General features: G+C 45.9%; 21 protein-coding genes. 9 read left to right on the top strand and 12 right to left on the bottom strand.

Going from position 1 to position 21,114, the window contains the following annotated elements; genetic code table 11:
• Positions 1-10 precede the first annotated feature (10 nt).
• A complete protein-coding gene (locus L4C42_RS22020) occupies positions 11-1,378 on the bottom strand; it encodes an aspartate aminotransferase family protein (RefSeq protein ID WP_353499697.1) in 1,368 nt (455 codons plus the stop codon).
• A complete protein-coding gene (gene phnW / locus L4C42_RS22025; protein ID WP_353499696.1) occupies positions 1,378-2,481 on the bottom strand; it encodes a 2-aminoethylphosphonate--pyruvate transaminase in 1,104 nt (367 codons plus the stop codon). The genes L4C42_RS22020 and phnW overlap by 1 nt, the downstream gene beginning before the upstream one ends.
• A 242-nt stretch (positions 2,482-2,723) precedes the next feature.
• On the opposite strand from phnW, the gene L4C42_RS22030 reads away from it, so the two are divergent.
• The 6 genes from L4C42_RS22030 to L4C42_RS22055 all read left to right on the top strand — a co-directional run bounded on the left by L4C42_RS22030 (position 2,724) and on the right by L4C42_RS22055 (position 8,920).
• Positions 2,724-3,731 carry a putative 2-aminoethylphosphonate ABC transporter substrate-binding protein gene (locus L4C42_RS22030; RefSeq protein ID WP_353499695.1) on the top strand — a complete coding sequence of 336 codons (1,008 nt, stop codon included), beginning with the start codon at positions 2,724-2,726 and terminating at the stop codon, positions 3,729-3,731.
• Between the two features lie 194 nt (positions 3,732-3,925).
• The gene (locus L4C42_RS22035) at positions 3,926-5,032 is read left to right on the top strand and encodes a putative 2-aminoethylphosphonate ABC transporter ATP-binding protein (protein ID WP_353500147.1); all 1,107 of its coding nucleotides are present in this window, start codon (positions 3,926-3,928) and stop codon (positions 5,030-5,032) included.
• 45 nt (positions 5,033-5,077) lie between these two features.
• Complete coding sequence (locus L4C42_RS22040; RefSeq protein ID WP_429761755.1) at positions 5,078-6,781, top strand: putative 2-aminoethylphosphonate ABC transporter permease subunit; 1,704 nt, start codon at positions 5,078-5,080, stop codon at positions 6,779-6,781.
• A gap of 49 nt (positions 6,782-6,830) precedes the next feature.
• Complete coding sequence (gene phnR / locus L4C42_RS22045; RefSeq protein ID WP_353499694.1) at positions 6,831-7,538, top strand: phosphonate utilization transcriptional regulator PhnR; 708 nt, start codon at positions 6,831-6,833, stop codon at positions 7,536-7,538.
• 87 nt (positions 7,539-7,625) lie between these two features.
• Positions 7,626-8,528: an EamA family transporter gene (locus L4C42_RS22050; protein WP_418643033.1), complete on the top strand. Its 903-nt coding sequence runs from the start codon at positions 7,626-7,628 to the stop codon at positions 8,526-8,528.
• A 101-nt stretch (positions 8,529-8,629) separates the two neighbouring features.
• On the top strand, positions 8,630-8,920 hold the full coding sequence (locus L4C42_RS22055) for a hypothetical protein (protein ID WP_353499693.1): 291 nt from the start codon (positions 8,630-8,632) through the stop codon (positions 8,918-8,920).
• 73 nt (positions 8,921-8,993) lie between these two features.
• Here the strand turns inward: L4C42_RS22055 and L4C42_RS22060 are convergent, their stop codons facing one another.
• The 5 genes from L4C42_RS22060 to L4C42_RS22080 form a co-directional block, all read right to left on the bottom strand.
• On the bottom strand, positions 8,994-9,443 hold the full coding sequence (locus tag L4C42_RS22060) for a PTS sugar transporter subunit IIA (protein ID WP_418642836.1): 450 nt from the start codon (positions 9,441-9,443) through the stop codon (positions 8,994-8,996).
• Positions 9,440-10,696, bottom strand: a complete 1,257-nt coding sequence (gene ulaA / locus L4C42_RS22065; protein ID WP_353499691.1) for a PTS ascorbate transporter subunit IIC — start codon at positions 10,694-10,696, stop codon at positions 9,440-9,442. The genes L4C42_RS22060 and ulaA overlap by 4 nt, the downstream gene beginning before the upstream one ends.
• A gap of 12 nt (positions 10,697-10,708) precedes the next feature.
• A complete protein-coding gene (locus L4C42_RS22070) occupies positions 10,709-10,978 on the bottom strand; it encodes a PTS sugar transporter subunit IIB (RefSeq protein WP_418642837.1) in 270 nt (89 codons plus the stop codon).
• Between the two features lie 290 nt (positions 10,979-11,268).
• A complete protein-coding gene (locus L4C42_RS22075) occupies positions 11,269-11,754 on the bottom strand; it encodes a hypothetical protein (protein ID WP_353499689.1) in 486 nt (161 codons plus the stop codon).
• 77 nt (positions 11,755-11,831) lie between these two features.
• A complete protein-coding gene (locus tag L4C42_RS22080; RefSeq protein WP_429761747.1) occupies positions 11,832-12,743 on the bottom strand; it encodes a GlxA family transcriptional regulator in 912 nt (303 codons plus the stop codon).
• Between the two features lie 115 nt (positions 12,744-12,858).
• Here L4C42_RS22080 and L4C42_RS22085 point away from each other — a divergent pair, with 115 nt between their 5' ends.
• Positions 12,859-13,413, top strand: a complete 555-nt coding sequence (locus L4C42_RS22085; RefSeq protein ID WP_429761748.1) for a cysteine hydrolase family protein — start codon at positions 12,859-12,861, stop codon at positions 13,411-13,413.
• 139 nt (positions 13,414-13,552) lie between these two features.
• On the opposite strand, the gene L4C42_RS22090 is transcribed toward L4C42_RS22085, so the two are convergent.
• Complete coding sequence (locus L4C42_RS22090; protein ID WP_353499686.1) at positions 13,553-14,500, bottom strand: LysR family transcriptional regulator; 948 nt, start codon at positions 14,498-14,500, stop codon at positions 13,553-13,555.
• 173 nt (positions 14,501-14,673) lie between these two features.
• On the opposite strand from L4C42_RS22090, the gene L4C42_RS22095 reads away from it, so the two are divergent.
• Complete coding sequence (locus L4C42_RS22095) at positions 14,674-15,306, top strand: flavin reductase family protein (protein ID WP_429761749.1); 633 nt, start codon at positions 14,674-14,676, stop codon at positions 15,304-15,306.
• Here L4C42_RS22095 and L4C42_RS22100 read toward each other — a convergent pair.
• From L4C42_RS22100 to L4C42_RS22110, 3 genes are all read right to left on the bottom strand, one after another.
• The gene (locus L4C42_RS22100) at positions 15,303-16,043 is read right to left on the bottom strand and encodes a DeoR family transcriptional regulator (RefSeq protein WP_353499683.1); all 741 of its coding nucleotides are present in this window, start codon (positions 16,041-16,043) and stop codon (positions 15,303-15,305) included. The two genes, L4C42_RS22095 and L4C42_RS22100, sit on opposite strands and share 4 nt — an antisense overlap.
• A gap of 280 nt (positions 16,044-16,323) precedes the next feature.
• Entirely contained in the window at positions 16,324-18,747 is a 2,424-nt protein-coding gene (locus tag L4C42_RS22105; RefSeq protein ID WP_429761750.1) for a formate C-acetyltransferase/glycerol dehydratase family glycyl radical enzyme, read from the bottom strand.
• Positions 18,748-18,752: 5 nt separating this feature from the next.
• Positions 18,753-19,658: a glycyl-radical enzyme activating protein gene (locus L4C42_RS22110; RefSeq protein ID WP_429761751.1), complete on the bottom strand. Its 906-nt coding sequence runs from the start codon at positions 19,656-19,658 to the stop codon at positions 18,753-18,755.
• A 171-nt stretch (positions 19,659-19,829) separates the two neighbouring features.
• Between L4C42_RS22110 and L4C42_RS22115 the strand changes: the two genes are divergently transcribed.
• Positions 19,830-20,504, top strand: coding sequence for a fructose-6-phosphate aldolase (locus L4C42_RS22115; protein ID WP_429761752.1), 675 nt, complete (start codon positions 19,830-19,832; stop codon positions 20,502-20,504).
• Between the two features lie 156 nt (positions 20,505-20,660).
• Here the strand turns inward: L4C42_RS22115 and L4C42_RS22120 are convergent.
• The coding region (locus L4C42_RS22120; protein ID WP_429761753.1) for an IS3 family transposase at positions 20,661-21,114 on the bottom strand (454 nt) is incomplete at its 5' end.

Consider the following 21,114-nt stretch of genomic DNA (forward strand, 5'->3'; position numbering starts at 1 on the left):
TCCTTAAAAGTTAATTTCTTACGTTTGATACGTGAGCAATAGCTTGCTCGAAAATGTCGAGCGCTTTGGTTAGCTCGTCACGGGTAATAATCAGCGGAGGGCTAAGCTGAATGACGTTGCCTTGCGACACCTTAAAGCTCAGACCTTGATTTAAGCATTGATAGAGAACTTGCTCGGCTTCATCGTAGGCTCTGTGTTTTGTGATGTGGTTTTTTACTAGTTCCACACCCCACAGAAGACCAATGCCACGTACATCGCCAATAATTGGGTATTGCTGCTTCATTTGAAGTAGACGTGCTTTGACAAACTCGCTGTCATTACGTGTCTTCTCTAGGAGCTGTTCTTGCTCAATCGCTTCCATGGTGGCAAGTGCCGCCGCGCAGCCAAGGGCACTTTTCTCGTGCGTGTAGTGACCTAGAGAGATTTCCGCAGCCGTGTTGTATTTGTCTTTGGTTACCATTGCAGCGATTGGAACCAAACCGCCACCAAAGCCTTTGCCGATACAAAGAATGTCCGGTTCAATGTCGAATGCCTGATAGGTAAACCATTCACCACTGCGCCCCATGCCATTCGGAATATCGTCAATAATGAGTAGGACATTGTGTTTGTCGCAAATCTCACGGATGCGTTTCCAGTACGCTTTACTTGGTACTTGCACATCGGTATTGCGAACGCCTTCTGCGATAAACGCGCCGATACCGCCTTCTTTTTCAATCACGTATTCGAGATAGTCAGCGTAGTGAACATCACTCCCGTCTTGTGAAGGGAATGCACCGCGATAAGACACCGCTGGTGGGATACGCTCAACACCTGCCATGAGCGGGCCCATGCCTTCACGAAAACACGCTTCACCACCGACTGAAATCGCATCCAATGATGCCCCATGAAATGAGTCCCACAGTGACACGACTTTGTAGTTGCCTGTGATATAGCGAGCCAGTTTGAGCGCCATTCCAACTACAGATGTGCCGCCGGGCGCAAATAACACTCGGTTGAGATCGCCGCCGCAGACTTGGGTTAGCTTTTCAGCACATTTAACCGCTGTTTCGTTGGTAAAACGGCGCGGCGAAAAGGGCAGTGAATGCATCTGCTCCGTTACACGTTTGATGACATGCGGGTGCGCATAACCAAGCTGATGTACGTTGTTACCATGAAAGTCCATGTAGCGCTTTCCGCGTGTGTCTTGGATATAAATCCCTTCTGCCGCTTCTAGTGAATCTAGGCATGGCGTTGACATAGACTGATGCAAGAAAACATCGGCGTCGCGTTTAAGCAGTGCTTGTGTCGCTTCGTCTTGTATTTGTTGATTCCACTCTTCACGTGCTGGGGTATTGTTCACATCCCCCTCGCTACGTAGGTGCGTTGCTTGGTCTGCCATTACGCCAGCTCCCAGTACATTGCGTTTTTCACCGCGCTGATTAAGCGTTCAATGTCCGATGGGTACACATCACCAATATTGCCAATGCGGAAGCAATCAGCATTAGAGACTTTGCCGGGGTAGATAACAAAACCTTGCTCTTTTAAGCGGTTATAAAAGGCTTTGAACTGGTAATCACTGTGCTCAGGTGAGTAGAACGAGGTAATGATCGGAGAATGAAGATCGTCGTTTAGTAGCGTGCGGAAGCCCAATGAACGCATACCTTCGACTAGTGTTTTTTGGTTAGTCTGATAGCGATTGAAACGCGCTTCAATACCGCCCTCTTGCTCAAGTTCTAAAAGAGCTTGATAGAAAGCACGCACGGTATGGGTTGGGGAGGTGAAGCGCCACTTGCCGTGATTCACTTCCATGCAGTGCCATTGATCATAGAGATCGAGACTGAGTGAACGCCCTTGGCCTTGGCATTTTTCTAATTCTGATTGCTTGGCAACCACAAACCCAAAGCCAGGAACGCCCTGAATACATTTGTTGGCAGAGCTGATCATAAAGTCGATACCGAGCTCACCAATATCCATTGGGATGCCACCAAAACTCGACATCGCATCAAGGATCACAGTTTTGTCATGTTGCTTTGCTAGTTTGATGAGCGCTTCTATAGGGTTAAGCATGCCAGTTGTGGTCTCACAGTGAACAATCGCAACATGCGTAATGGCAATGTCTTGCTCTAGGATGCTGGCAATCTCATCTAGATTCGGTCTGCTAATTTCGCCCGGTGCAATGACATGGGTTTCGATATTTAGGTAGTCAGCAATCTGCGCAATACGTGCGCCATAGGCTCCATTGTCGACAACAAGCAATTTGCCCTTTGGAGTGATGGCGCTGCCAATTGTCGCCTCAACAGAAGCGGTTCCGCTTCCTTGCATTAGGACACTGGTGTAGCCCGCTTGTTTTGTGGCAAGTCGAGTCAGTTTAGTGCGAATGACCTCAACAATATCTTTGTTGTAGTCGTCATCCCATGTACACCAGTCTTTTAACATCGCTTCGCGCACGGTTTCAGATGTCGATAGCGGACCCGGAGTTAATAGCAAGTATTCGTTTTTCATCTTGATTCTCTATTTGGACTATACCAATAAGTTGTGGTTACTCTAGCAATCAAAAATGCGCGTCGTAAAGCGTCAAAACCAATATTCATAAAAGTTTAATACGCGGTTAAATGCGTCTGTTTCGATCGTCAAATCCAACTCTATTTAGTAAAACTGCCACTTTTTGTTCATTTAATCGTCATAAATCGAAATTAAGGTGGCTTACATAAATTGGTACAGACCAAATATAACTGGAGACGAAAATGAAAAACCGTTTGATGAAGGGAACACTGGCGACACTGGTTTCTCTACTTGCCACCAACGCACTAGCAGCAACAGAGGTCACTGTGTACACCGCTTTCGAAACGGACATTCTTGCGAAATACAAGAATGCATTTGAGAAAGAGAACCCAGATGTGAAAATCAAATGGGTGCGTGACTCAACGGGTATCATGACAGCGAAACTTTTGGCGGAGAAAAACAACCCGCGCGCTGAAGTGGTTTGGGGTTTGGCAGGCTCTTCCATGGCATTGCTCAAAGAAGAGGGTGTGCTTAAGCCATACTCGCCGAAGGGACTAGAAGACCTGAAGCCGAACTTGAACGATCCTCAGTCAAACCAAGCATGGTTTGGTAATGATGCTTTCTTTAACGCTATCTGTTTTAACGAAGCCGTGGCTAAGCAGCTTAACCTTCCAAAGCCACAATCTTGGGAAGATTTGACCAAGCCTGTTTATCAGGGTCACATTGCAATGCCAAACCCGGCGTCTTCAGGTACGGGTTACATGCAAGTATCTGCTTGGTTACAAAATATGGGTGAAGACCAAGCTTGGAACTACATGAAAAACCTCGATAAAAACATCGCACATTACACGCACTCAGGCTCTAAGCCATGTGTTCAAGCAGGAATGGGTGAAGTCGCTATCGGTATTTCTATGGCGGTACGTGGTGCTAAGCTAATTAACCAAGGCGCACCTCTCGCAGTGATCACGCCAAAAGGGATTGGCTGGGAGTCAGAAGCCGTTGGTTTGGTGAAAGAATCGGATGCCGCTAAGCGCGTTGTAGACTGGTCTGTGTCCAAGTCGGCAAATGAGTTGTATGTTGAATCTTACCCAGTGGTTGCCCATAAAGCGGTAACAGGCAATGTTAACAACTACCCTGAAGTTCAGGGGGCAATGGCCGAGATGGACTTTGGTAAGATGGGCACGGAACGTGCTGAAGTATTGAAAACCTGGTCTCAGAAGTTTGATGCTAAGTCTGAACCAAAATCCTAACAGTTTCGTTCGGCTGAATGGACTTGTTTGAAAAGCTTTGTGTGGGGCGATCTTAGGATCGCCCCTTTGTCGTTATACGTAAAGCCAGTCAACTACTTCAAAAAATCCTGCATTGCAACCTACCTGCTATAAAACTGTCATGCCAATGAAATAAACCAGATTTACATTTGGTATATACCATTGGAGAGACGATGATGACAGTATCCAACCCTTATCTAGATATCAAAAATGTGGTGAAGCAGTTCGGTCAGTTCACGGCATTAAAGCAAATTTCACTCGCCATCAATAAAGGTGAGTTTGTCTGTTTTCTTGGCCCATCGGGCTGCGGAAAAACCACCTTGTTGCGAGCTATTGCCGGATTGGATCTTCCAACCTCTGGTGAAATTCATCAAGCGGATCAAGAGACCACTTTTCTGCCACCTGAAAAGCGCGACTTCGGTATTGTGTTTCAATCTTACGCGTTATTTCCAAATCTAACGGTGCAGGAAAACATCGCGGTTGGCCTTAAAAATCAAGGCATGACCAACAAAGAAGCGCTTGAAAAAGTCGAGCATTGGCTAGAGATGATTGGCTTGCCAACCTCTGGCAACAAGTACCCAAATCAACTCTCAGGCGGGCAGCAGCAGCGTGTTGCATTGGCGCGCGCACTGGCGTTGTCTCCAGGTCTGTTATTGCTGGATGAACCACTGTCTGCACTTGATGCGAAAGTGCGTACTCACCTTCGTGAAGAAATTTGTCAGATGCAGCGCAGGCTTGGCATTACCACGATTATGGTGACTCACGATCAAGAAGAAGCATTGTCTATGGCGGATCGCATCGTGGTAATGAACCACGGCGTCATTGAACAAGTAGGCACGCCGCAAGAGGTGTATGAAAAGCCTGCGACTCGCTTTGTAGCAGATTTTGTTGGCAGCATGAACTTTATTGAAGCGTCGGTTGCATCGACTACCAGTTTGCGTATTGCGGAAAGCATGTTGCCGTTGCCAACATTGGAGAACATGACGCTTGAGCAAGGCGAAATTTTCGACCTCGCAGTGCGACCAGAGAGCCTCCGTTTTGTTGAGCGAGCCTCTAATGCCATTCCAGTAAAAGTTTTGGCGAAAGAGTTTCAAGGGGCATTTTATCGCGTCGAAGTTCAGATGCAGCATTCTCCAACCTCAGCGCCTATCTATATCGATGTGCCTATTAAACACGTGAACGAACTTGATTTACGCCGCAACGACATTCGTTATATCGAATTTGCCGAAGATGGCCTGCTTGGTTACGCCTGCAGCAAATCATCATTGGGCGCTGCAGCGTAGAGGCCGATGATGCAGATAACTTCAACATTAAATGCGAGTGAGACTATGAGACAGCGAGCGGCAACATTCACCGCACAACATGTGACGGCGAAACTGAGTAAAGACAATATGGTGCTTTTCAGTCTGCTAACGGTGCTGTTTGTTGGAATGGCGTTGTTCATTCTTATGCCGCTGTGGGCTATGGTGAAAAAGAGTGTGCAAAACAGCGATGGTGAGTTCGTCGGACTTGCTAATTTTGCCAACTACTTTACCACCGATAGCTTGTGGTTTTCACTCAGTAACACGATGACCTTAGGTCTTATCGTAACGGTAGTGGTGGGTGTGCTGGCATTTGGCTATGCGTTTGCTTTAACTCGCTCTTGCATGCCATTTAAAGGCCTATTTCATTTAATGGGCACTGCGCCTATCCTTGCGCCTTCTTTGCTACCTGCTATCAGTTTGATCTTTTTGTTTGGGAATCAGGGCATCGCGAAGGAGTTGCTTCAAGGACACTCAGTGTATGGTTTGATCGGTGTTTCCCTTGGTTTGATCTTCTGGACATTTCCCCATGCGTTGATGATTTTAACCACCTCATTGCGTACCTCGGATGCCCGTTTGTACGAAGCGGCGAGGGCACTTAAAACATCACCAATTAAAACCTTCTTCATGATCACCTTACCTGCCGCGAAATACGGTGTGATCAGCACGCTCATCGTGGTGTTTACTCTGGTGGTGTGCGACTTTGGTGTGCCGAAAGTGATTGGCGGCAGTTACAGTGTCTTGGCGACGGATATTTTTAAGCAGGTCGTCGGTCAGCAAAACTTTTCTATGGGTGCGGTAACCAGTATTTTACTGCTGTTGCCTGCGGTGCTTGCGTTTGCTGTAGACCGCTGGGTTCAGAAAAAGCAGAAGAGTATGCTCGATACGCGCTCAGTGCCTTATCAGCCATCACCGAACAAGCTTCGTGACTCACTATGCTTTATTTACTGTTTGTTGGTGTCGCTTGCTGTACTGGCGGTATTGGGGATGGCGGTGTATGGCTCGCTAGTGACTTTCTGGCCGTGGAACAAAGCTCTAACTCTAAACAACTATAATTTTGCTGAAATGAGTACGTATGGCTGGAGCCCTTACTTTAACTCGTTGAAGCTGGCGACATGGACTGCGATTATTGGTTCTGTGGTGATTTTTGTCGGCGCTTACTGCATTGAAAAAGGCCGCGCGTTCGCGCCAATTCGCCAAGCGATGCAGATGATGAGTGTGATCCCAATGGCAGTGCCAGGATTGGTTCTAGGCTTGGGTTACATTTTCTACTTTAATGATGCCAATAATCCACTCGGTGTGCTTTATGGCACCATGGCGTTTTTGGTGATTAATACCGTGGTGCACTATTACACAGTGGGACATATGACGGCGCTAACCGCTCTTAAGCAGCTACCGACTGAGATTGAGGCTACCGCCGCATCGGTCAAATTGCCTCAATATAAGCTGTTTTTCAAAGTGTCACTGCCGTGTTGTTTGCCTGCGGTGTTGGACATTGCCATATATCTATTTATCAACGCTTTAACAACGACCTCGGCAGTAGTATTCTTGTATTCAACGAATACGATTCCAGCATCAGTGGCAGTGCTGAACATGGATGATGCTGGCCAAACAGGCAGTGCAGCAGCGATGGCGGTGATGATTATGCTTTCTGCGGCTATCGCGAAACTGCTCCACATGTTTGTTGGAAAGGTGTTTGAAGCAAAGACTCAAGCTTGGCGTAAACGCTAATATTGAAATGTAGGATCGTGACTAATGACGATTGATATAAGGATGCCTAGTGCAATACGTAAAAATTAAAGACGCTATCGTTGAGCAAATTGAGTCTGGAATGCTGTCGCCAAGGCAAAAGCTACCGGCGGAGCGAAAGCTTGCGGAGTCATTTGACACCACCCGGGTCACCTTGCGAGAAGCACTCTCATTGCTTGAAGCTGAAGGGCGGATTTATCGCGAGGATCGCCGTGGCTGGTTTATCTCGCCAGAGCCACTGCGCTACGACCCTACGCAAACGCTTAACTTTACCAATATGGCGATTGCTCAGAATAGGCAGCCTCGTACCGACCTTTTGTCGGCAAAAGGGATCTTAACGACCAAACAAGCGGCGCAACTGCTTGAACTTCAAGCTTTTTCTGATATCTACCGAGTTGATAGAGTGCGTTATCTTGAAGAGCGCCCTGTTGTTTTTGTCACCAACTTCATTAGACCTGAGAAGTTTGCGGGCTTGCTCGACCTTGATTTGGCCGGTGCGTCACTGACCGATATCTACCGTGAAAAATACGGCGTAGTTTATGCCAAGGTGAAGTATCGCGTGACGACGACGTCACTGCTAGGCGACGTGGCTCAAGCATTAAGAGCAACATCGGGCACCCCAGCAATGATGGTAGAGCGCATCAATTACAATCAGCACGGTGAACTGATTGATTGTGATATCGAGTATTGGCGCCATGATGCTATCAGCATAGAGTCTATCGCCCAGCTCGAACGTTAGATCTTCTCGCTACTTTCTACTAAAACTACACCTTTACAACAAGCAGCATAAGTGAATGCTGCTTGGCTGTTCTACATGGATTTTGTTTTGACTCTTTACGCTGCACTTCTGGTGATTTTCTCCGCACTGCTTCACGCTGGTTGGAATATTCTTGGTAAATCCAATAGCGGATCTGGCTACTCCTTCACTTTAGGCGCTGCACTTTCTCAATGCTTACTGCTTGCTCCGTTTATGGTGTGGTGTTTTGTCCAAATAGGGTTCTCCAATGTTTCTGCTTATTTTTGGGGATTGCTTGGTTTGAGCGCTATTGGGCAGGTGATTTATTTGGTGGGGCTGCTCAACGCCTACAAGCATGGTGACATTGGTGTTATCTATCCAATTGCGCGTGCGCTGCCTGTATTGATGGTTGGCGTTGGTGCTTGGTTCATTGGTCAGTCGCTCGGGGTCAGTGCTTGGGTAGGGTTCGCGATACTCACTCTGGGGTGTTTACTGGTGCCTATTAAAACCTTTAGACAACTGACGGTAAGTGCTTATGCCAACCTTGGCGTGTTATGGGCGTTTGTGGCGGCCATTGGCACCACCATCTACTCGATTGTCGATAAAGAGGGGATTAATTGGCTGATGATCGAGACCTCTGAACTGACTCCTCATCACATCGCTATCCTTTACCTAGGATTACAAACGGCTGGAATCTCTGTGTTACTTGTACTGTGGTTACTCGTCACCAGACAGTTTGAACAGCTATCGTTAACATGGAAATACAAGCGTCAGTCATCTATCGCTGGTGTTATGATGGGGCTGACTTATGGCATAGTCTTGTTTGCAATGACGATGGTAGAAAACGTCAGTTATGTGGTCGCGCTTCGCCAGGTCAGTATCATCTTTGGTGTGTTCATGGGGATGTGGTTTCTTAAAGAACCATGGCTCAATACGCGTATTTTGGGCGTTGTTTTAGTGAGTGCTGGTCTTGTTATTGCGCTTGCGATCTAATAACACGGCGAGAATGACATTGATCCAATCCATGTAACCAGGATGAGAACTAGTGTACACTCTGGCAGTAACTCTATGATTAAAATGGAATTGAGTAATACATGCGATTGGAACACGTTATTGAGATCATTGAACACACCGACTCAGACCTTTTTGCAGACGCGATTGAGCAGTTCAACGCACAGGGCATAGTAACCGATGGCCAGCTGCCCTTTTTGGATGTTGTGTATCAATCGGCGCCTGAAGCACTTTGTCAAAGGCTAGCGTCGGCTGGTTTCAAAGGACGACCTCAAGTGACAAGTGGCATCTTGTTCAATGGTTTTGTCATCTATAACGCGGAAATGTTCGATGAAGAACGCGCATTGCATTTCGCCGCTGAAGAAATCAAATAGCATTTCGACCTCATAAAAAAAGCCCTTGTATCTGCATACAAGGGCTTTCTATTTCAAACGTATCTTATTGAGATTAGTACTTTTTCAGAATCTCAATAATTTCAGCTTTGCTTTCCGCCGCGATGATAGCGTCAACGTCATCTTCGTTTTGGAACAGCTCAGCTAGCGCCATAATGGTTTGGATGTGGCTGTCTGAATCCATCGCCGCCAGAGTGATTGAGAAGTATACGTCACCGTTATCTTCTGACTCTAAATCCACACCGTTTTTGAACACAGTAACTTGAAGCGCTGCTTCGTTCACACCGTCTTCTGGGCGAGCGTGAGGCATTGCAATCTTAGGAGCCAGTACATAGTAAGCACCGATTTCTTTGTGCTTCTCTTTAATAGCTTCAAGGTAGCTTGCTTCAACTTTGCCTTGCTCTAGTAACTTTGAACAAGTGATGTCCAGTGCTGCGTCAACTGACAGATTTTCTTCGTTGCAGATAACGATGCCGTTATCACCAATTAGATTAAAAATACTCATTGAACAATCCAACCTAGAATTAGACCAACAACACCGAAGTCAAAGTCAGCAAACGTTGTTGCTTCTAGACCAAGACCACCTAGAACTGGTAGTAGTAGCATTGGTAGGAACGAGATACATAGACCTTGAGTGAATGCACCAAGAATCGCCCCGCGTAGACCACCCATCGCGTTACCATAAACACCTGCAGCGCCACCTACGAAGAAGTGAGGAACAACACCCGCTACGATAATCGTCCAGTCAAATGCACCTTGGATACCCATAGCGATAAGGCCGGCAGCGAACGATGATAGGAAACCAATCAATACTGCGTTAGGCGCAACAGGGAATACCATTGGACAGTCTAGTGCTGGTTTTGCACCTGGTACTAGCTTGTCAGAGATACCTTTAAATGCTGGAACGATTTCCGCAATCAACATTTTCACACCCTGAAGAACGATGTACACACCACCAGCAAACGTTAGTGATTGCATAAAGGTGAACACGACCCAGTTTTGACCGCCAGACACGCTTTCTACAAACTCGCCACCTGCAAAGATAGAAGCGAACATGAAGAAGATAGCCATAGTCGTTGCAACCGCAACAGGCGTATCACGCAAGAACATGAGGCTCTTTGGTACGTTGATATCTTCTGTTGATTTAGATGCGTCACCGAACTTGCTGCCAACGAAACCCGCAATAAGGTATGAGAACGTTGAGAAGTGACCCATCGCAAGCTGGTCTGTACCCATGACTTTTACAGTATATTTCTGTGCTAGAGCAGGCATGATAACCATTAGCGAACCAACGATAATAGAACCCATTGCCACTAACATCGCACCTTGAATTTCCGCTGTAGACAGGATTACCGCAACCAGCATAGACATAAACATGGTGTGGTGACCTGTTAGGAAAATATACTTTAGCGGAGTGAAACGTGCTAAAAGAATATTCACAAGGAATGAGAAGAACATAATAAGTGCCATTTCATAACCGAACGCTTCTTGTGCTAGAGCAACAATAGCTTCGTTATTCGGAATAACACCACTTACGCCAAAGGCTTCAGTAAATACAGTAGAGAAATTATTTAGAGCGCCAACAAGTGCGCCAGCACCGAAACCTAAAATTAGGAAACCCATTACGGTTTTAATAGTGCCTTTAAGGATGGTTGAAACATCAGCTTTTTGTGCGACCAAGCCCACAAAAGCAATTAAACCAACCATGATAGCGGGCTCTTTTAACAAGCCCAGCATAAACTCGAAGAAATTTTGCATTACAACGGTTCCTTACATGAATTTTTTCAATTGTTCTTCGATAGAAGCTTTATCAAAAATATTCGCAAGGCTAACAATGTTTTCTTTACCAGCGTCAGCTAATTGGTTCGCAATATCTGTTGCTGCAACCCAAATATCAGCATTACTTGACGCTGCAGATGATAGATCTTCATGATCAACTTCTGCATCCAGACCAATTTTTCCTACTACTTCTTTAACTGCCATTTCCATCATCAGTGAAGTACCAAGACCATTTCCGCATACAACCATAATCTTTTTCATATCATCATTCTCTTTTGAGTTTATAGGAGAGGAAGGCTTTTCCTCGCTATTGGATGGTACAAATCATATCCAAATTGACCAAAACAACAATAGACCTGCGTCACAAAACCAAATTGACCTTGTGATGCAGATCGCATTAATTTGAGTTGAAGTCCGAAATAAGGAGTCCTTAACTCTTAAGTGTTATGGCTCACTGACTAGTATAGGAAAGGCTGGGGTTATTTGTGGTGTAAATGAGTGGCTATAACTTATTTAAGGCGTTATGAAAATAATGGCAGTGCAGTAAGTTATTATTTACCATAGTCGGTAAGCATTTTCTTAAGCAGTTTATTCACATCTTTAGTTTTCTTATTTCTTTTGGTGAGAGCACTCAAGGAAGTTGGAAGTTGCGGCTGTTCTTTTTCCATATCGACTTCATGACTGCGCTCACGTAGTTTTTGCACCGCAGGACGAAGCATGCGAATTTCTTCGCCTTCTTCTGTCTCTAGTAGAATAACATTCTCAGACTCAACTTGAGTGATGGTAAGTAATCCATGCTTTGGGGATAATACCGTTTCTCCAACCATCGACGATTGAATGGGAGCTGCTCGATCAGTAATTTGACCAGCACGCAGTTTGGAAGCAGTGATAGAGCGAATATTACCTGTGTTCTCAAATGCGACAATCACGGTATGCGTGTTGTAATAGTCAATGACTGTTACAAATCCGTGTGACTTTGTCTCAAATCTCGCACCTTTTTGCATATCTATCGGTGCTTCCATTTTTTTGAACTGCATGTAAAACCCAGTGCTCGTGTATCGTCAAATATTAATGAAATTATACACCTTTAAATAAACTTATAGAAGAAGTGGAATTAGGTTAGTTGACTATTTTGCCTGTTTCGAAATACGGAAGGCGAAAGTTGAGTTACTTTCTTAAAGGCACGATTGAAGTTGCTAACATCCTGATATCCTAACTCAAACGCGACTTTTTCTACGGTCATTTGTGATAGACAAAGCAGATTGCGTGCTCGCTCAATTTTAAGTTGTACGATGTAGTGTTTCGGTGATGTTCCTAGTATGGAAATGAACTTTCTATGGAGTGAACGTTCGCTAACGCCGCAGTGTTGAGCCACGGATTTAACGGATGCGTTGACGTGTGCCTCACAATACCGCTGAGCTCTATGAACGAGCGCATCCTTATGGTTTGTGTTGGGTATGAATCTCTCATAGAAGCTTTGTAGCCTCCCAGTCATATCTAATAGCGCAAAGTCAGCGACCTGCTTCGCAAGCTCTAACCCTTCAAACCTTGCGATAAGGTGCAACACCATATCTTGATAGGCGAATAGGCCCGCAGCTGTCGTGAAAGAGCCATCTATCACCAAAATATCGCGTCGTTCCACTTGACGGATATCTGGGTAGTTTCGCTTTAGGCGTTCACATAGGTTCCAGTGGGTCGTCGCAGTTTTACCGCTCAACAAACCTGCCTCAGCAAGCCAAAACACACCTGCACAGGAGGCGGCAATCTCGACCGACTGCTGATTCATGTTTTTTAGGTAGTCGAGAGTGACTTGGCATTTGAAATCGGGTAGTGGATGAGCGCTTGATGGAGGCACGACCAAAACTTTTGGCAGTGTATGAGGTATTTCTTTATGAACAGAATACTCATGATGTATCTCGAAAAGGTCTTTCGATGCGAGTCGATTGGCTATACGAAACAGATCCTCCATTCCGTAGGCCGCTGATTTCATCACGCCTTCATAATGAAGAATGGCTATGTGCCACATGTTGATTCTCCTATTTCGTCTGAAAATGACTTAAAAAAGTCAGTTTTAGCCATTATTGCATAGCTGAGAGTGCATTAGTCTTGTTACGACTTATTTATTTGAGAGGAAACACATAGTGAGCCAATACAAATCAGCATTGATACTTATCGATATCCAAAATGATTACTTTAACGATGGAAAACTACCCTTACATCAGCCAGAAGCAGCCGCTTCAAAGGCGGCGAGTATCTTGAGTTGGTTTCGTAGCCGAGGAGAAACGGTTATCCATGTTCAGCATGAAAACACTGATACAAGTAAGCCCTTTCTGCTTGCTGGGAGCATCGGACAGAAAATTCATGATAGTGTTGCACCGAAAGATGGAGAAGTTGTTATTACTAAAGGCTACCCAAATGCTTTTTGGGAGACGGAGCTTGAAACGACCTTGAAACAATGTGGCGTTACGTCAATAGTTATTGTTGGGATGATGACTCATATGTGTGTGAGCACCACGGTGCGAGCAGCAATGGAAAGAGGCTTTACTGTTAAGGTTCTTGCTGATGCATGTGCTACGCGTTCACTTGGTTTGTTTGGGAAGGAAATATCTGCCGAATTGGTTCATACAACAGCACTTGCTGAACTCCAAATGCTTGCTGATGTTGTTAACTGCGAGTCTTACCGACTAGACGCGTAGAACAAAGCACTGACGTTAGCCAGATTCCACAGATGTGTATTTGTCACCTGCTCGGAAGTGCGTAATGGTAGGTGAACACTGTCCTTGAGTTTCTGCGGTGAATGTTGGTGTCTACGCTTCAACGCCATGAAAGTTATAGCTAAGTAGTTGAAATTTTCTCGGATAATGAATTAACGACCAGCTGCTTAAACCAGCGATGAGCAGGGCTACTCTCTGTTTTTCTGTGTTCGATCAGATACAAGCTCACGTAGTACTCGTCGTGGTTAAAAGCTTTTATGATTTGTAAATCCTGATGGTTGAACAAGTCATCCGCTAATGCATGGCTTGAGATCATTAATCGATCTGTACCGATAAGTGAGTCCAAGAGCGTCGAGAGTTGCCCAGACTTTAGAGCGACGGTTCTACTTAAGCCCTGTTTTGCGAGCTTAATATCGATCGGGTTTAGGTAATTGTGGTTGGAGCGGACATCCAGTGAAAGATCGACAAACTGGTAATTGAGGCAGCTCTCGATGCTTATCTCCGTTTGTTGTGCTAGCGGATGCTCTCTAGAGCCATAGATTACCGGGTAGGTACTGCCGATTTTTTGAAACTGGTACTCATCACTTTGTGGTGGCTTTTCAACGTGGATAGAGAAGTCAACTTGCCCATCTTTTAGCAGTTGTATAGGTTCACGAGATGAAGGGTACTCTTCGAGAGTAATCCTAGGAGCGACATCTTGAAGCGCTTTAGCTAGAGGAGCGGTTAGCAAACGACTCATGAGTGGTGGAACAGATATCCGAAATGCGCGTTCGCATTCAAAAGGGGTAAAATCTAGTCCGTTTAGTAAAGTGTCTATAGAGAGCAGAATATGATCTAGCGATGTTTCGAGTTCGAGCGTTTTGGTGGTGGGTTGCAATCCATTGGACTCTCGGTAGAAAAGCGGATCATCAAATAGATCTCGCAGTCTTGCAAGGGTTCGGCTCATTGCTGGCTGAGATAAATAGAGTTTTTCCGCTGCACGAGACACGTTACGTTCTTTAATTAGCACACTTAGCGATACCAGCAGATTGAGGTCGATTCGAGACAGTTCTTGTTCGATAGTCTTCATCCGTTCACTCCATACAGACACCTATTCCCTCAAAGCATATCACCTTATTAGTAAAGTGCGTGGTATTAATAATTTATCCCGAGTTTGCATGAGGTCAGAATTTCGGTGATCGAAACCCATCGAATATGAGTAACTTAAATCAGTCAACAGACATAACTAAGGTATCGATATCCATGCATGTTACTCATCAAGACTTACTTAACCTAGAAGACCGCTATCGTGCCAATTTCGTCAATAGCTTATCGGGCTTTAAAAGTGCCAATCTTGTAGGCACTGCCGATGATGAGGGAAATACCAATCTAGCTATCGTGAGTTCGGTCTTTCATCTGGGAGCCAATCCACCATTGATAGGGATGATCTCCAGACCGCACTCGGTTGCCAGAGACACACTTGAGAACATTCAGTCGGTGGGTGAGTACACTATTAATCATGTTAATAGCGATATTTGGAAACGGGCACATCAAACGTCGGCGCGATATCCAAGAGAGGTATCTGAATTTGATGCCGTGGGACTAACGCCACAATGGCAAGAGGGCGTCCGTGCACCTTTCGTGGCGGAGAGTCGACTTAAATACTCGCTTGCGCTCATAAGCAGTCAAACCATCGATTTGAACGGCGTGGTACTGCTGATTGGTGAGATAACGCATTTGCATGTGGAGCGAGAAGCGATAGCTGAGGGTGGTTACATTGATATTGAATCGCTAGGCAGTATCGCGGTATCAGGTTTGGATAACTATCATGTGACCGATAGCTTAGGGAGGCTCACTTATGCTAAGCCTCATACCAAACCAGAGATCTTTGGTTAGCCGACAAAGACCTCAACACCCTTCGACTTAAGGTGTTCAAGCATATCTTTTGGTGCTGCTTTGTCAGTGATAAGTACTGAGATCTCTTTTGTGCTGCCGATGGATGACGGAAAAATCTGTCCAAACTTACTTGAATCGGTCAGTACCACATTGCGACGCTTCTTGCCTAGGATGGTACTAGCGATGTCAGCTCGCATCATGTCTCGACTGGTAAAGCCGGTATCAATATCAAAGCCATCGATACCCAAGAAGGCCGTGCTGAAGTGAATGTTTTCAATACATAGTTTGGTTAATGGGCCGACCAAGCTCTCGCCTTGATGCTGATACACACCGCCCAGCAAAATGATGTTGGCAGAGGTGTGGCGAATAAGATGAGCAATATAAGCAGACGGGGTGATGATGGTAACGTCACCGCGCTCTGCTAGCGTTCGAGCTAACAAGGCATTGGCGCTGCCACCTTCAATCAGAACGGTTTCATTTGGTGCAACTAGGTCGGCGGCTTTGTTTGCCAGTTGCTGTTTGATGTCGAAGTGTACTTCTAGACGAGACTCAATGTCGTCACTTTGCAGCGAAACTGCTGCGCCATGGACGCGCTTAAGATAGCCGTTTTGTTCCAAGAAGTTGAGATCTTGACGGATAGTCACTCCGGATACTCCCGTTAGTTCCGAAAGCTCGCTGACTTGTACACGAGTTCTGTCGTTAACTAGGTTGAGGATTTCAGATTGTCTGGAGTTCATAGTCTGTCCTTGGGGTGTTTGGCTGCAACTGTTGAAACGTTTGATTTGGTGATGATGCAAGTTTATGGGTGGTGTTTACTTCAGCAAGATTCCTGCCTGCGCAGGAATGACGAACGTAATGAGTCATCATGGCCAAAATGGCGTCATCCCTGCGCAGGCAGGGATCTACTCAAAGCGATCACCAAAATAAAAGAGAACCATTATAGCTCTCTTTCATTTAAGTTTCATTCGAAAGCTTAGTTCTTCACAAAAGGCCGCGAAGCGAAGTTTCTAGCCTAAATCAAAGCTCGTGCTCAGTACGCGCGATAATGTCGTCTTGTGCATCCGGTGACAGCGCAGTAAAGAACGCAGAGTAACCGGCTACACGCACGACCAAATCACGATATTGCTCAGGGTTACGTTTCGCGGCGAGCAGTGTCTCTCTCGATACGATGTTGTACTGAACGTGCCATCCTTTGTGGTGATTGAAGAAGGTACGAATCAACATAGAAAGCTTGAGCTTGTCACTTTCTGATGCAACGGCTGCTGGTGATAGTTTCTGGTTGAGTAGTACGCCACCCAAAATCTTATCGGCTTGGATTTTGCCAACAGAGTTGTACACCGCTGTTGGACCTAAACGATCCGAACCTGATGAAGGGCTCGCGCCTTCAGCAAGTGGGGTAGTCGCTTTTCGGCCATCTGGTGTCGCCATGGTAGACGCACCAAATGGTACGTTCGCAGAAATACTCGATGTACCTGCATAGTAACCACCACCAATTGGACCACGACCGTGACGGGTATTGAAGAAGTTATTCAGTTCATCGATATACACTCGGTATGCTTCAGCAAGCAATAGATCGACAGAATCATCATCGTTTCCGTATTTCGGCGCAAAGTTTAAAATGCGTTGGCGAAGCTGCTCTTGCTCAGAGCCTTCAAAGTTTTCCGCTAGTGCCTTAGCAAGCTCAGGTTGGCTGATTTTCTGCTCATCAAACACAAGATGTTTGATGGCGGTCAAACTGTTGCCAAGGTTAGCGATACCCACTTGTAGGCCAGACACCCAGTCGTATTTTGCACCGCCTTCTTTAACGGTTTTGCCGCTAGGTAAGCAATTGTCCACGAGTGATGAGCAGAAGATATCTTGAGCTTGCTGCTCCAGAACCGTATCGACGACAGTATCAATCTCAATCGACTTTCTTGCGTAGTAGCGAACTTGGTCTGCCCACGAACTCATGACTTCATCCATATTGGCAAAGTTACCCTTCGCCAACGATTTGTCATGAGGCAAGAAGCACTCGCCAGTGGTTGCGTCTTTGCCTTCGTTGAGAGCAGCCAGCAAGATACGAGCGAAGTTAATAAAGCTCATACCCGTGCAGCGATATCCCCATTTACCCGGTACAGCGGTTTCGATACAGCCGATTGACGCATAGTTGTATGCATCTTCGCGTTCGACACCTAGTTTGATGAACTCAGGAATGACAATCTCATCATTGTTGAACGCTGGCATACCAAAGCCACACTTGATGACTTCGATACAGCCCATTAAGAACTCTTGATCTAGCCCTTCATGATAGCGAACACTTAAGTTTGGTTGAGTAGAGCGAAGCTGGCCACATGACTCAAGGATTGCCCAAGATAAAGGGTTCACGGCATCCATTGGCTCACCGCTCTCATTGAGCTTCTGACCACCGATACACACGTTTTGGTACAGAGGAGAGCCTGCAGACGCTTTAGAGTGTGCCCCGGAGCGGATCTTGTTCACTTCAAGCAGTTTTAGCCAGCAGCTTTGCAGCAACTCTAGAGCGAAACCATGCTCCAATTCACCACTGTTGATATCTGTAACGTAGTAGTCGTTTAGATACTGATCCATGCGGCCAAATGACACCGAGTGTCCATTCGACTCAATTTGCAGCATGAGCTGAACAAAATAGCTTAGCTGAAGTGCTTGCCAGAAGTTTGCTGGTGCATGATAGGCAATGTGTTCACAGTTGACTGCGATAGTAACCAGTTCTTGTTTGCGAGCGGCGTCTGCTTCGGTTTTTGCCATGTTGGAAGCAAGCACAGCAAAGCGTAAAATGTGCTGCTGAATAGCACGAAGTACGATGTCTACCGATTTGTAGAACTGCTCTTTTTTCAAACCTTCATAGCTAGAGATATCATTGCTTCGGCGATATTCGTCGACTTCTGTGATCAAGCCATCTAAACCTAGAGCCAAGATCTTCTCGTTGTCGACGGCAAGGTGCGCGTCACCAGACGTCATGTTGCCTTCTGCTTTAATGATAGTGCTCGCAAGAATGGCTTCTTGTTCATCGGTGAACATGCCATAACAACGATCTTGCACCGTTTTACCGCGCCAGTATGGCGTCAGTGAGTGAATGAATTCTTTGTCTTCTTCGGTGACATGAAAACCAGCGCCGGGGCGATCGGCAAGACCGTCAATCTCAGCTTCAATCCAGCGCACTGTATACTCCGGGAAAATTGGTGCAGCGCGCAGTCTGCTCGCTTGGTTACCAATGATCAGCTCGCTGTTGTCGATCCAAATAGTGCGCGTTCTTAAATGTTCTTCTAGCGCGAGGGCACGTTGCACGATTACTGGCTTATCTTCATTCTCAAGATAGACCTTAGTATACGCCTCAGCGCGTTCGGTACAGATTGGCGGAGTTACGATGTTCACCAATGCTCTCTTATGGTCTTGAATACGCCGTGGTAAGTAGTTGATTTCCATAGTTATTAACCTCGTACGATTACGTTAATATGTGAATACTGCTTTGCGTGCTGTTGCGCGTATTCAAGCAGTTCAGGATTGTTTAGTGGTTTGTCTGTACATAAGTAAGGTATATCGAGCAGACGATATTTGTTGATGCCCAAGGTGTGGTAGGGCAGTAAGTGAATCTCTTGGCAGCTTTCAAGTGACGCTGCAAAATCAATAATGTCGGCCAGTTCGGCCTCGGTATCGTTGAAGCCCGGTACTACTGGCACTCGGATCACAATACGTTTGGCAATAGGAGCTAGCTTTTGAAAGTTCGCCTTAATGCGCTTCAAGGAGCCTTGTGCCCATTGCTGGAATTTTTCTTCGTCGGTGTGTTTGAGGTCAGCAAGCCAACAATCAATAAAAGGCACCGCTTGTTCAACGTTTTTCCATGGAACGTGCATACAGGTTTCAATAGCTGTATTGACGTCTTGCTGTTTAAGCTCGCTGGCGATTGAAGTAACGAGAGCTGATTGCATCAGTGGCTCACCACCAGAGAAAGTGACCCCGCCACCACTTTGATCATAGAAAGGCTTATCCTTCATTAGCGTGTTGATGAGCATCTCTTCTTTCGCTTCCTCGCCACACACGCTAAGCGCTTGAGTTGGGCATACATTCCGAAGGGCGATGATCTGTGATTGATCAAGCGTTTGACGATTAATCGTAATGTCGCCACTGTTTAGTGACCTTTCAATTGAAGGACAAGCATCGCTACATGCATTGCATTCGGTCAAACAGCTACGCTCATCAAACAACAACGAGTGCTTAGGGCTACGACTTTCAGGGTTCTGACACCATGGACAAGCTAAGTTACAACCTTTTAGAAATAGGATGCTGCGGATACCGTCGCCATCGTGAGTAGAAAATCGTTGTATGTTGAAGTACATGGTTACCTCTAACTTCTCGCATTTCATTTAAAGTAAATAATTACTTTCGTTTAGTGAAACTTAAATCTTTCATTTGAAGTTTGTTTTGATCGCAATCAAGATCTTAAACATTCGGCAGATCTATATTGTTCACAACATGAGATGGCTCAAATAAAGATCTGAGAGATGACTATGATTGAACTGTATTTAGATACCGCAGATGTAAACGAAACCGCGCGCTTTAACCAATGCTTCCCGCTAAAGGGCATCACCACCAACCCTACGATTGTTGCGAAATCGGGTGAAGGCTTAACTGACACACTAAAGTCAATGTCAGAAGTATTAGGAAAAGAGGCGCGTTTCCATGCTCAGGTGGTGAGCAAAGATGTTGCCTCAATGGTGGCAGAAGCCAAAATGCTTAACGAACTTCCTTACGATATGGTGGTGAAGGTGCCGGCGACAGAAAACGGTCTCGCTGCGATTAAGCTTATGAAAAAAGGAGGTATTAAGGTGCTGGCTACCGCTATCTACACGGCTCAGCAAGGCTTTATGGCTGCGCTTTGTGGTGCAGACTATCTCGCGCCGTACGTTAACCGCATTGATGCCATGAATGGCGATGGTGTTGCAGTGGTGCGCGATATTCAAATGCTAATTGAAAAGAATGGATTGTCGTCAAAGATCTTAGCGGCCAGCTTTAAGAATGTTCAGCAGGCGATGGATGTGATGAAGCTTGGTATCGGCGCGATTACGTTGCCGGTGGATGTGGCAGCGCAGATGTTCTCACATCCAGCGATTGAACCTGCGGTTGAGCAGTTTGATAAGGATTGGAGTGGGGCGTTTGGGGGTAAGCTTTCATTTGAAAGTTAGGGTTTGTGATTTGGTTTTCTGCACCGACTAGCTAACGTTCGTTAATTAGTAGAAAATAGGCGATGTGACGTTAGGAACGAGCAGTGTGTTCTCCCCCTTAATAAGGGGGAGCTAGAGGGGGTGTTCTTAGGCTCTTTTCATATTATTTTGTAGTGGTCAACAAATTCCGGACACTAACTTAAGCCGATTTTCGGCAGTAACTGGCGACAGCCCATCATTTGCTTGATGAGGCCGTTGCCTATTGTAGTAATCCATCAAGTAATAGCTGATATCCTTCTTTGCCTGAGTTTGGGTCAGGTACCCAGTAGCTGGTATCCATTCGGTTTTTAAGCTTCTAAATAGCCTCTCCATAGGAGCATTATCCCAGCAGTTACCTCGACGGCTCATGCTCTGAGTTATGCGATATCGCCAAAGCCTTTGACGGTATTTAAGGCTACTGTATTGGCTTCCTTGGTCTGAGTGGAACATCACGTTGCTAGGCCGTCCTCGTTGTTCCCAAGCCATATCCAAAGCTTTGCAAGTCAACTCTGCGTTGGGTTTGTCTGATAGCGCCCAACCCACTACTCTGCGACTAAATAAGTCGAGTACAACAGCCAGATAACTCCACTTT

Source organism: Vibrio wakamikoensis, from assembly GCF_050337275.1.
Lineage (GTDB): Bacteria > Pseudomonadota > Gammaproteobacteria > Enterobacterales > Vibrionaceae > Vibrio > Vibrio chaetopteri.

What these genes read in the sequence shown, in the direction of transcription:
- L4C42_RS22020 (WP_353499697.1), bottom strand. Translation starts at nt 1,378, where the DNA reads ATGGCAGACCAAGCAACGCACCTACGTAGCGAGGGGGATGTGAACAAT.
- phnW (WP_353499696.1), bottom strand. Translation starts at nt 2,481, where the DNA reads ATGAAAAACGAATACTTGCTATTAACTCCGGGTCCGCTATCGACATCT.
- L4C42_RS22030 (WP_353499695.1), top strand. Translation starts at nt 2,724, where the DNA reads ATGAAAAACCGTTTGATGAAGGGAACACTGGCGACACTGGTTTCTCTA.
- L4C42_RS22035 (WP_353500147.1), top strand. Translation starts at nt 3,926, where the DNA reads ATGACAGTATCCAACCCTTATCTAGATATCAAAAATGTGGTGAAGCAG.
- L4C42_RS22040 (WP_429761755.1), top strand. Translation starts at nt 5,078, where the DNA reads ATGAGACAGCGAGCGGCAACATTCACCGCACAACATGTGACGGCGAAA.
- L4C42_RS22055 (WP_353499693.1), top strand. Translation starts at nt 8,630, where the DNA reads ATGCGATTGGAACACGTTATTGAGATCATTGAACACACCGACTCAGAC.
- L4C42_RS22060 (WP_418642836.1), bottom strand. Translation starts at nt 9,443, where the DNA reads ATGAGTATTTTTAATCTAATTGGTGATAACGGCATCGTTATCTGCAAC.
- ulaA (WP_353499691.1), bottom strand. Translation starts at nt 10,696, where the DNA reads ATGCAAAATTTCTTCGAGTTTATGCTGGGCTTGTTAAAAGAGCCCGCT.
- L4C42_RS22070 (WP_418642837.1), bottom strand. Translation starts at nt 10,978, where the DNA reads ATGAAAAAGATTATGGTTGTATGCGGAAATGGTCTTGGTACTTCACTG.
- L4C42_RS22075 (WP_353499689.1), bottom strand. Translation starts at nt 11,754, where the DNA reads ATGCAGTTCAAAAAAATGGAAGCACCGATAGATATGCAAAAAGGTGCG.
- L4C42_RS22080 (WP_429761747.1), bottom strand. Translation starts at nt 12,743, where the DNA reads ATGTGGCACATAGCCATTCTTCATTATGAAGGCGTGATGAAATCAGCG.
- L4C42_RS22090 (WP_353499686.1), bottom strand. Translation starts at nt 14,500, where the DNA reads ATGAAGACTATCGAACAAGAACTGTCTCGAATCGACCTCAATCTGCTG.
- L4C42_RS22095 (WP_429761749.1), top strand. Translation starts at nt 14,674, where the DNA reads ATGCATGTTACTCATCAAGACTTACTTAACCTAGAAGACCGCTATCGT.
- L4C42_RS22100 (WP_353499683.1), bottom strand. Translation starts at nt 16,043, where the DNA reads ATGAACTCCAGACAATCTGAAATCCTCAACCTAGTTAACGACAGAACT.
- L4C42_RS22105 (WP_429761750.1), bottom strand. Translation starts at nt 18,747, where the DNA reads ATGGAAATCAACTACTTACCACGGCGTATTCAAGACCATAAGAGAGCA.
- L4C42_RS22110 (WP_429761751.1), bottom strand. Translation starts at nt 19,658, where the DNA reads ATGTACTTCAACATACAACGATTTTCTACTCACGATGGCGACGGTATC.
- L4C42_RS22115 (WP_429761752.1), top strand. Translation starts at nt 19,830, where the DNA reads ATGATTGAACTGTATTTAGATACCGCAGATGTAAACGAAACCGCGCGC.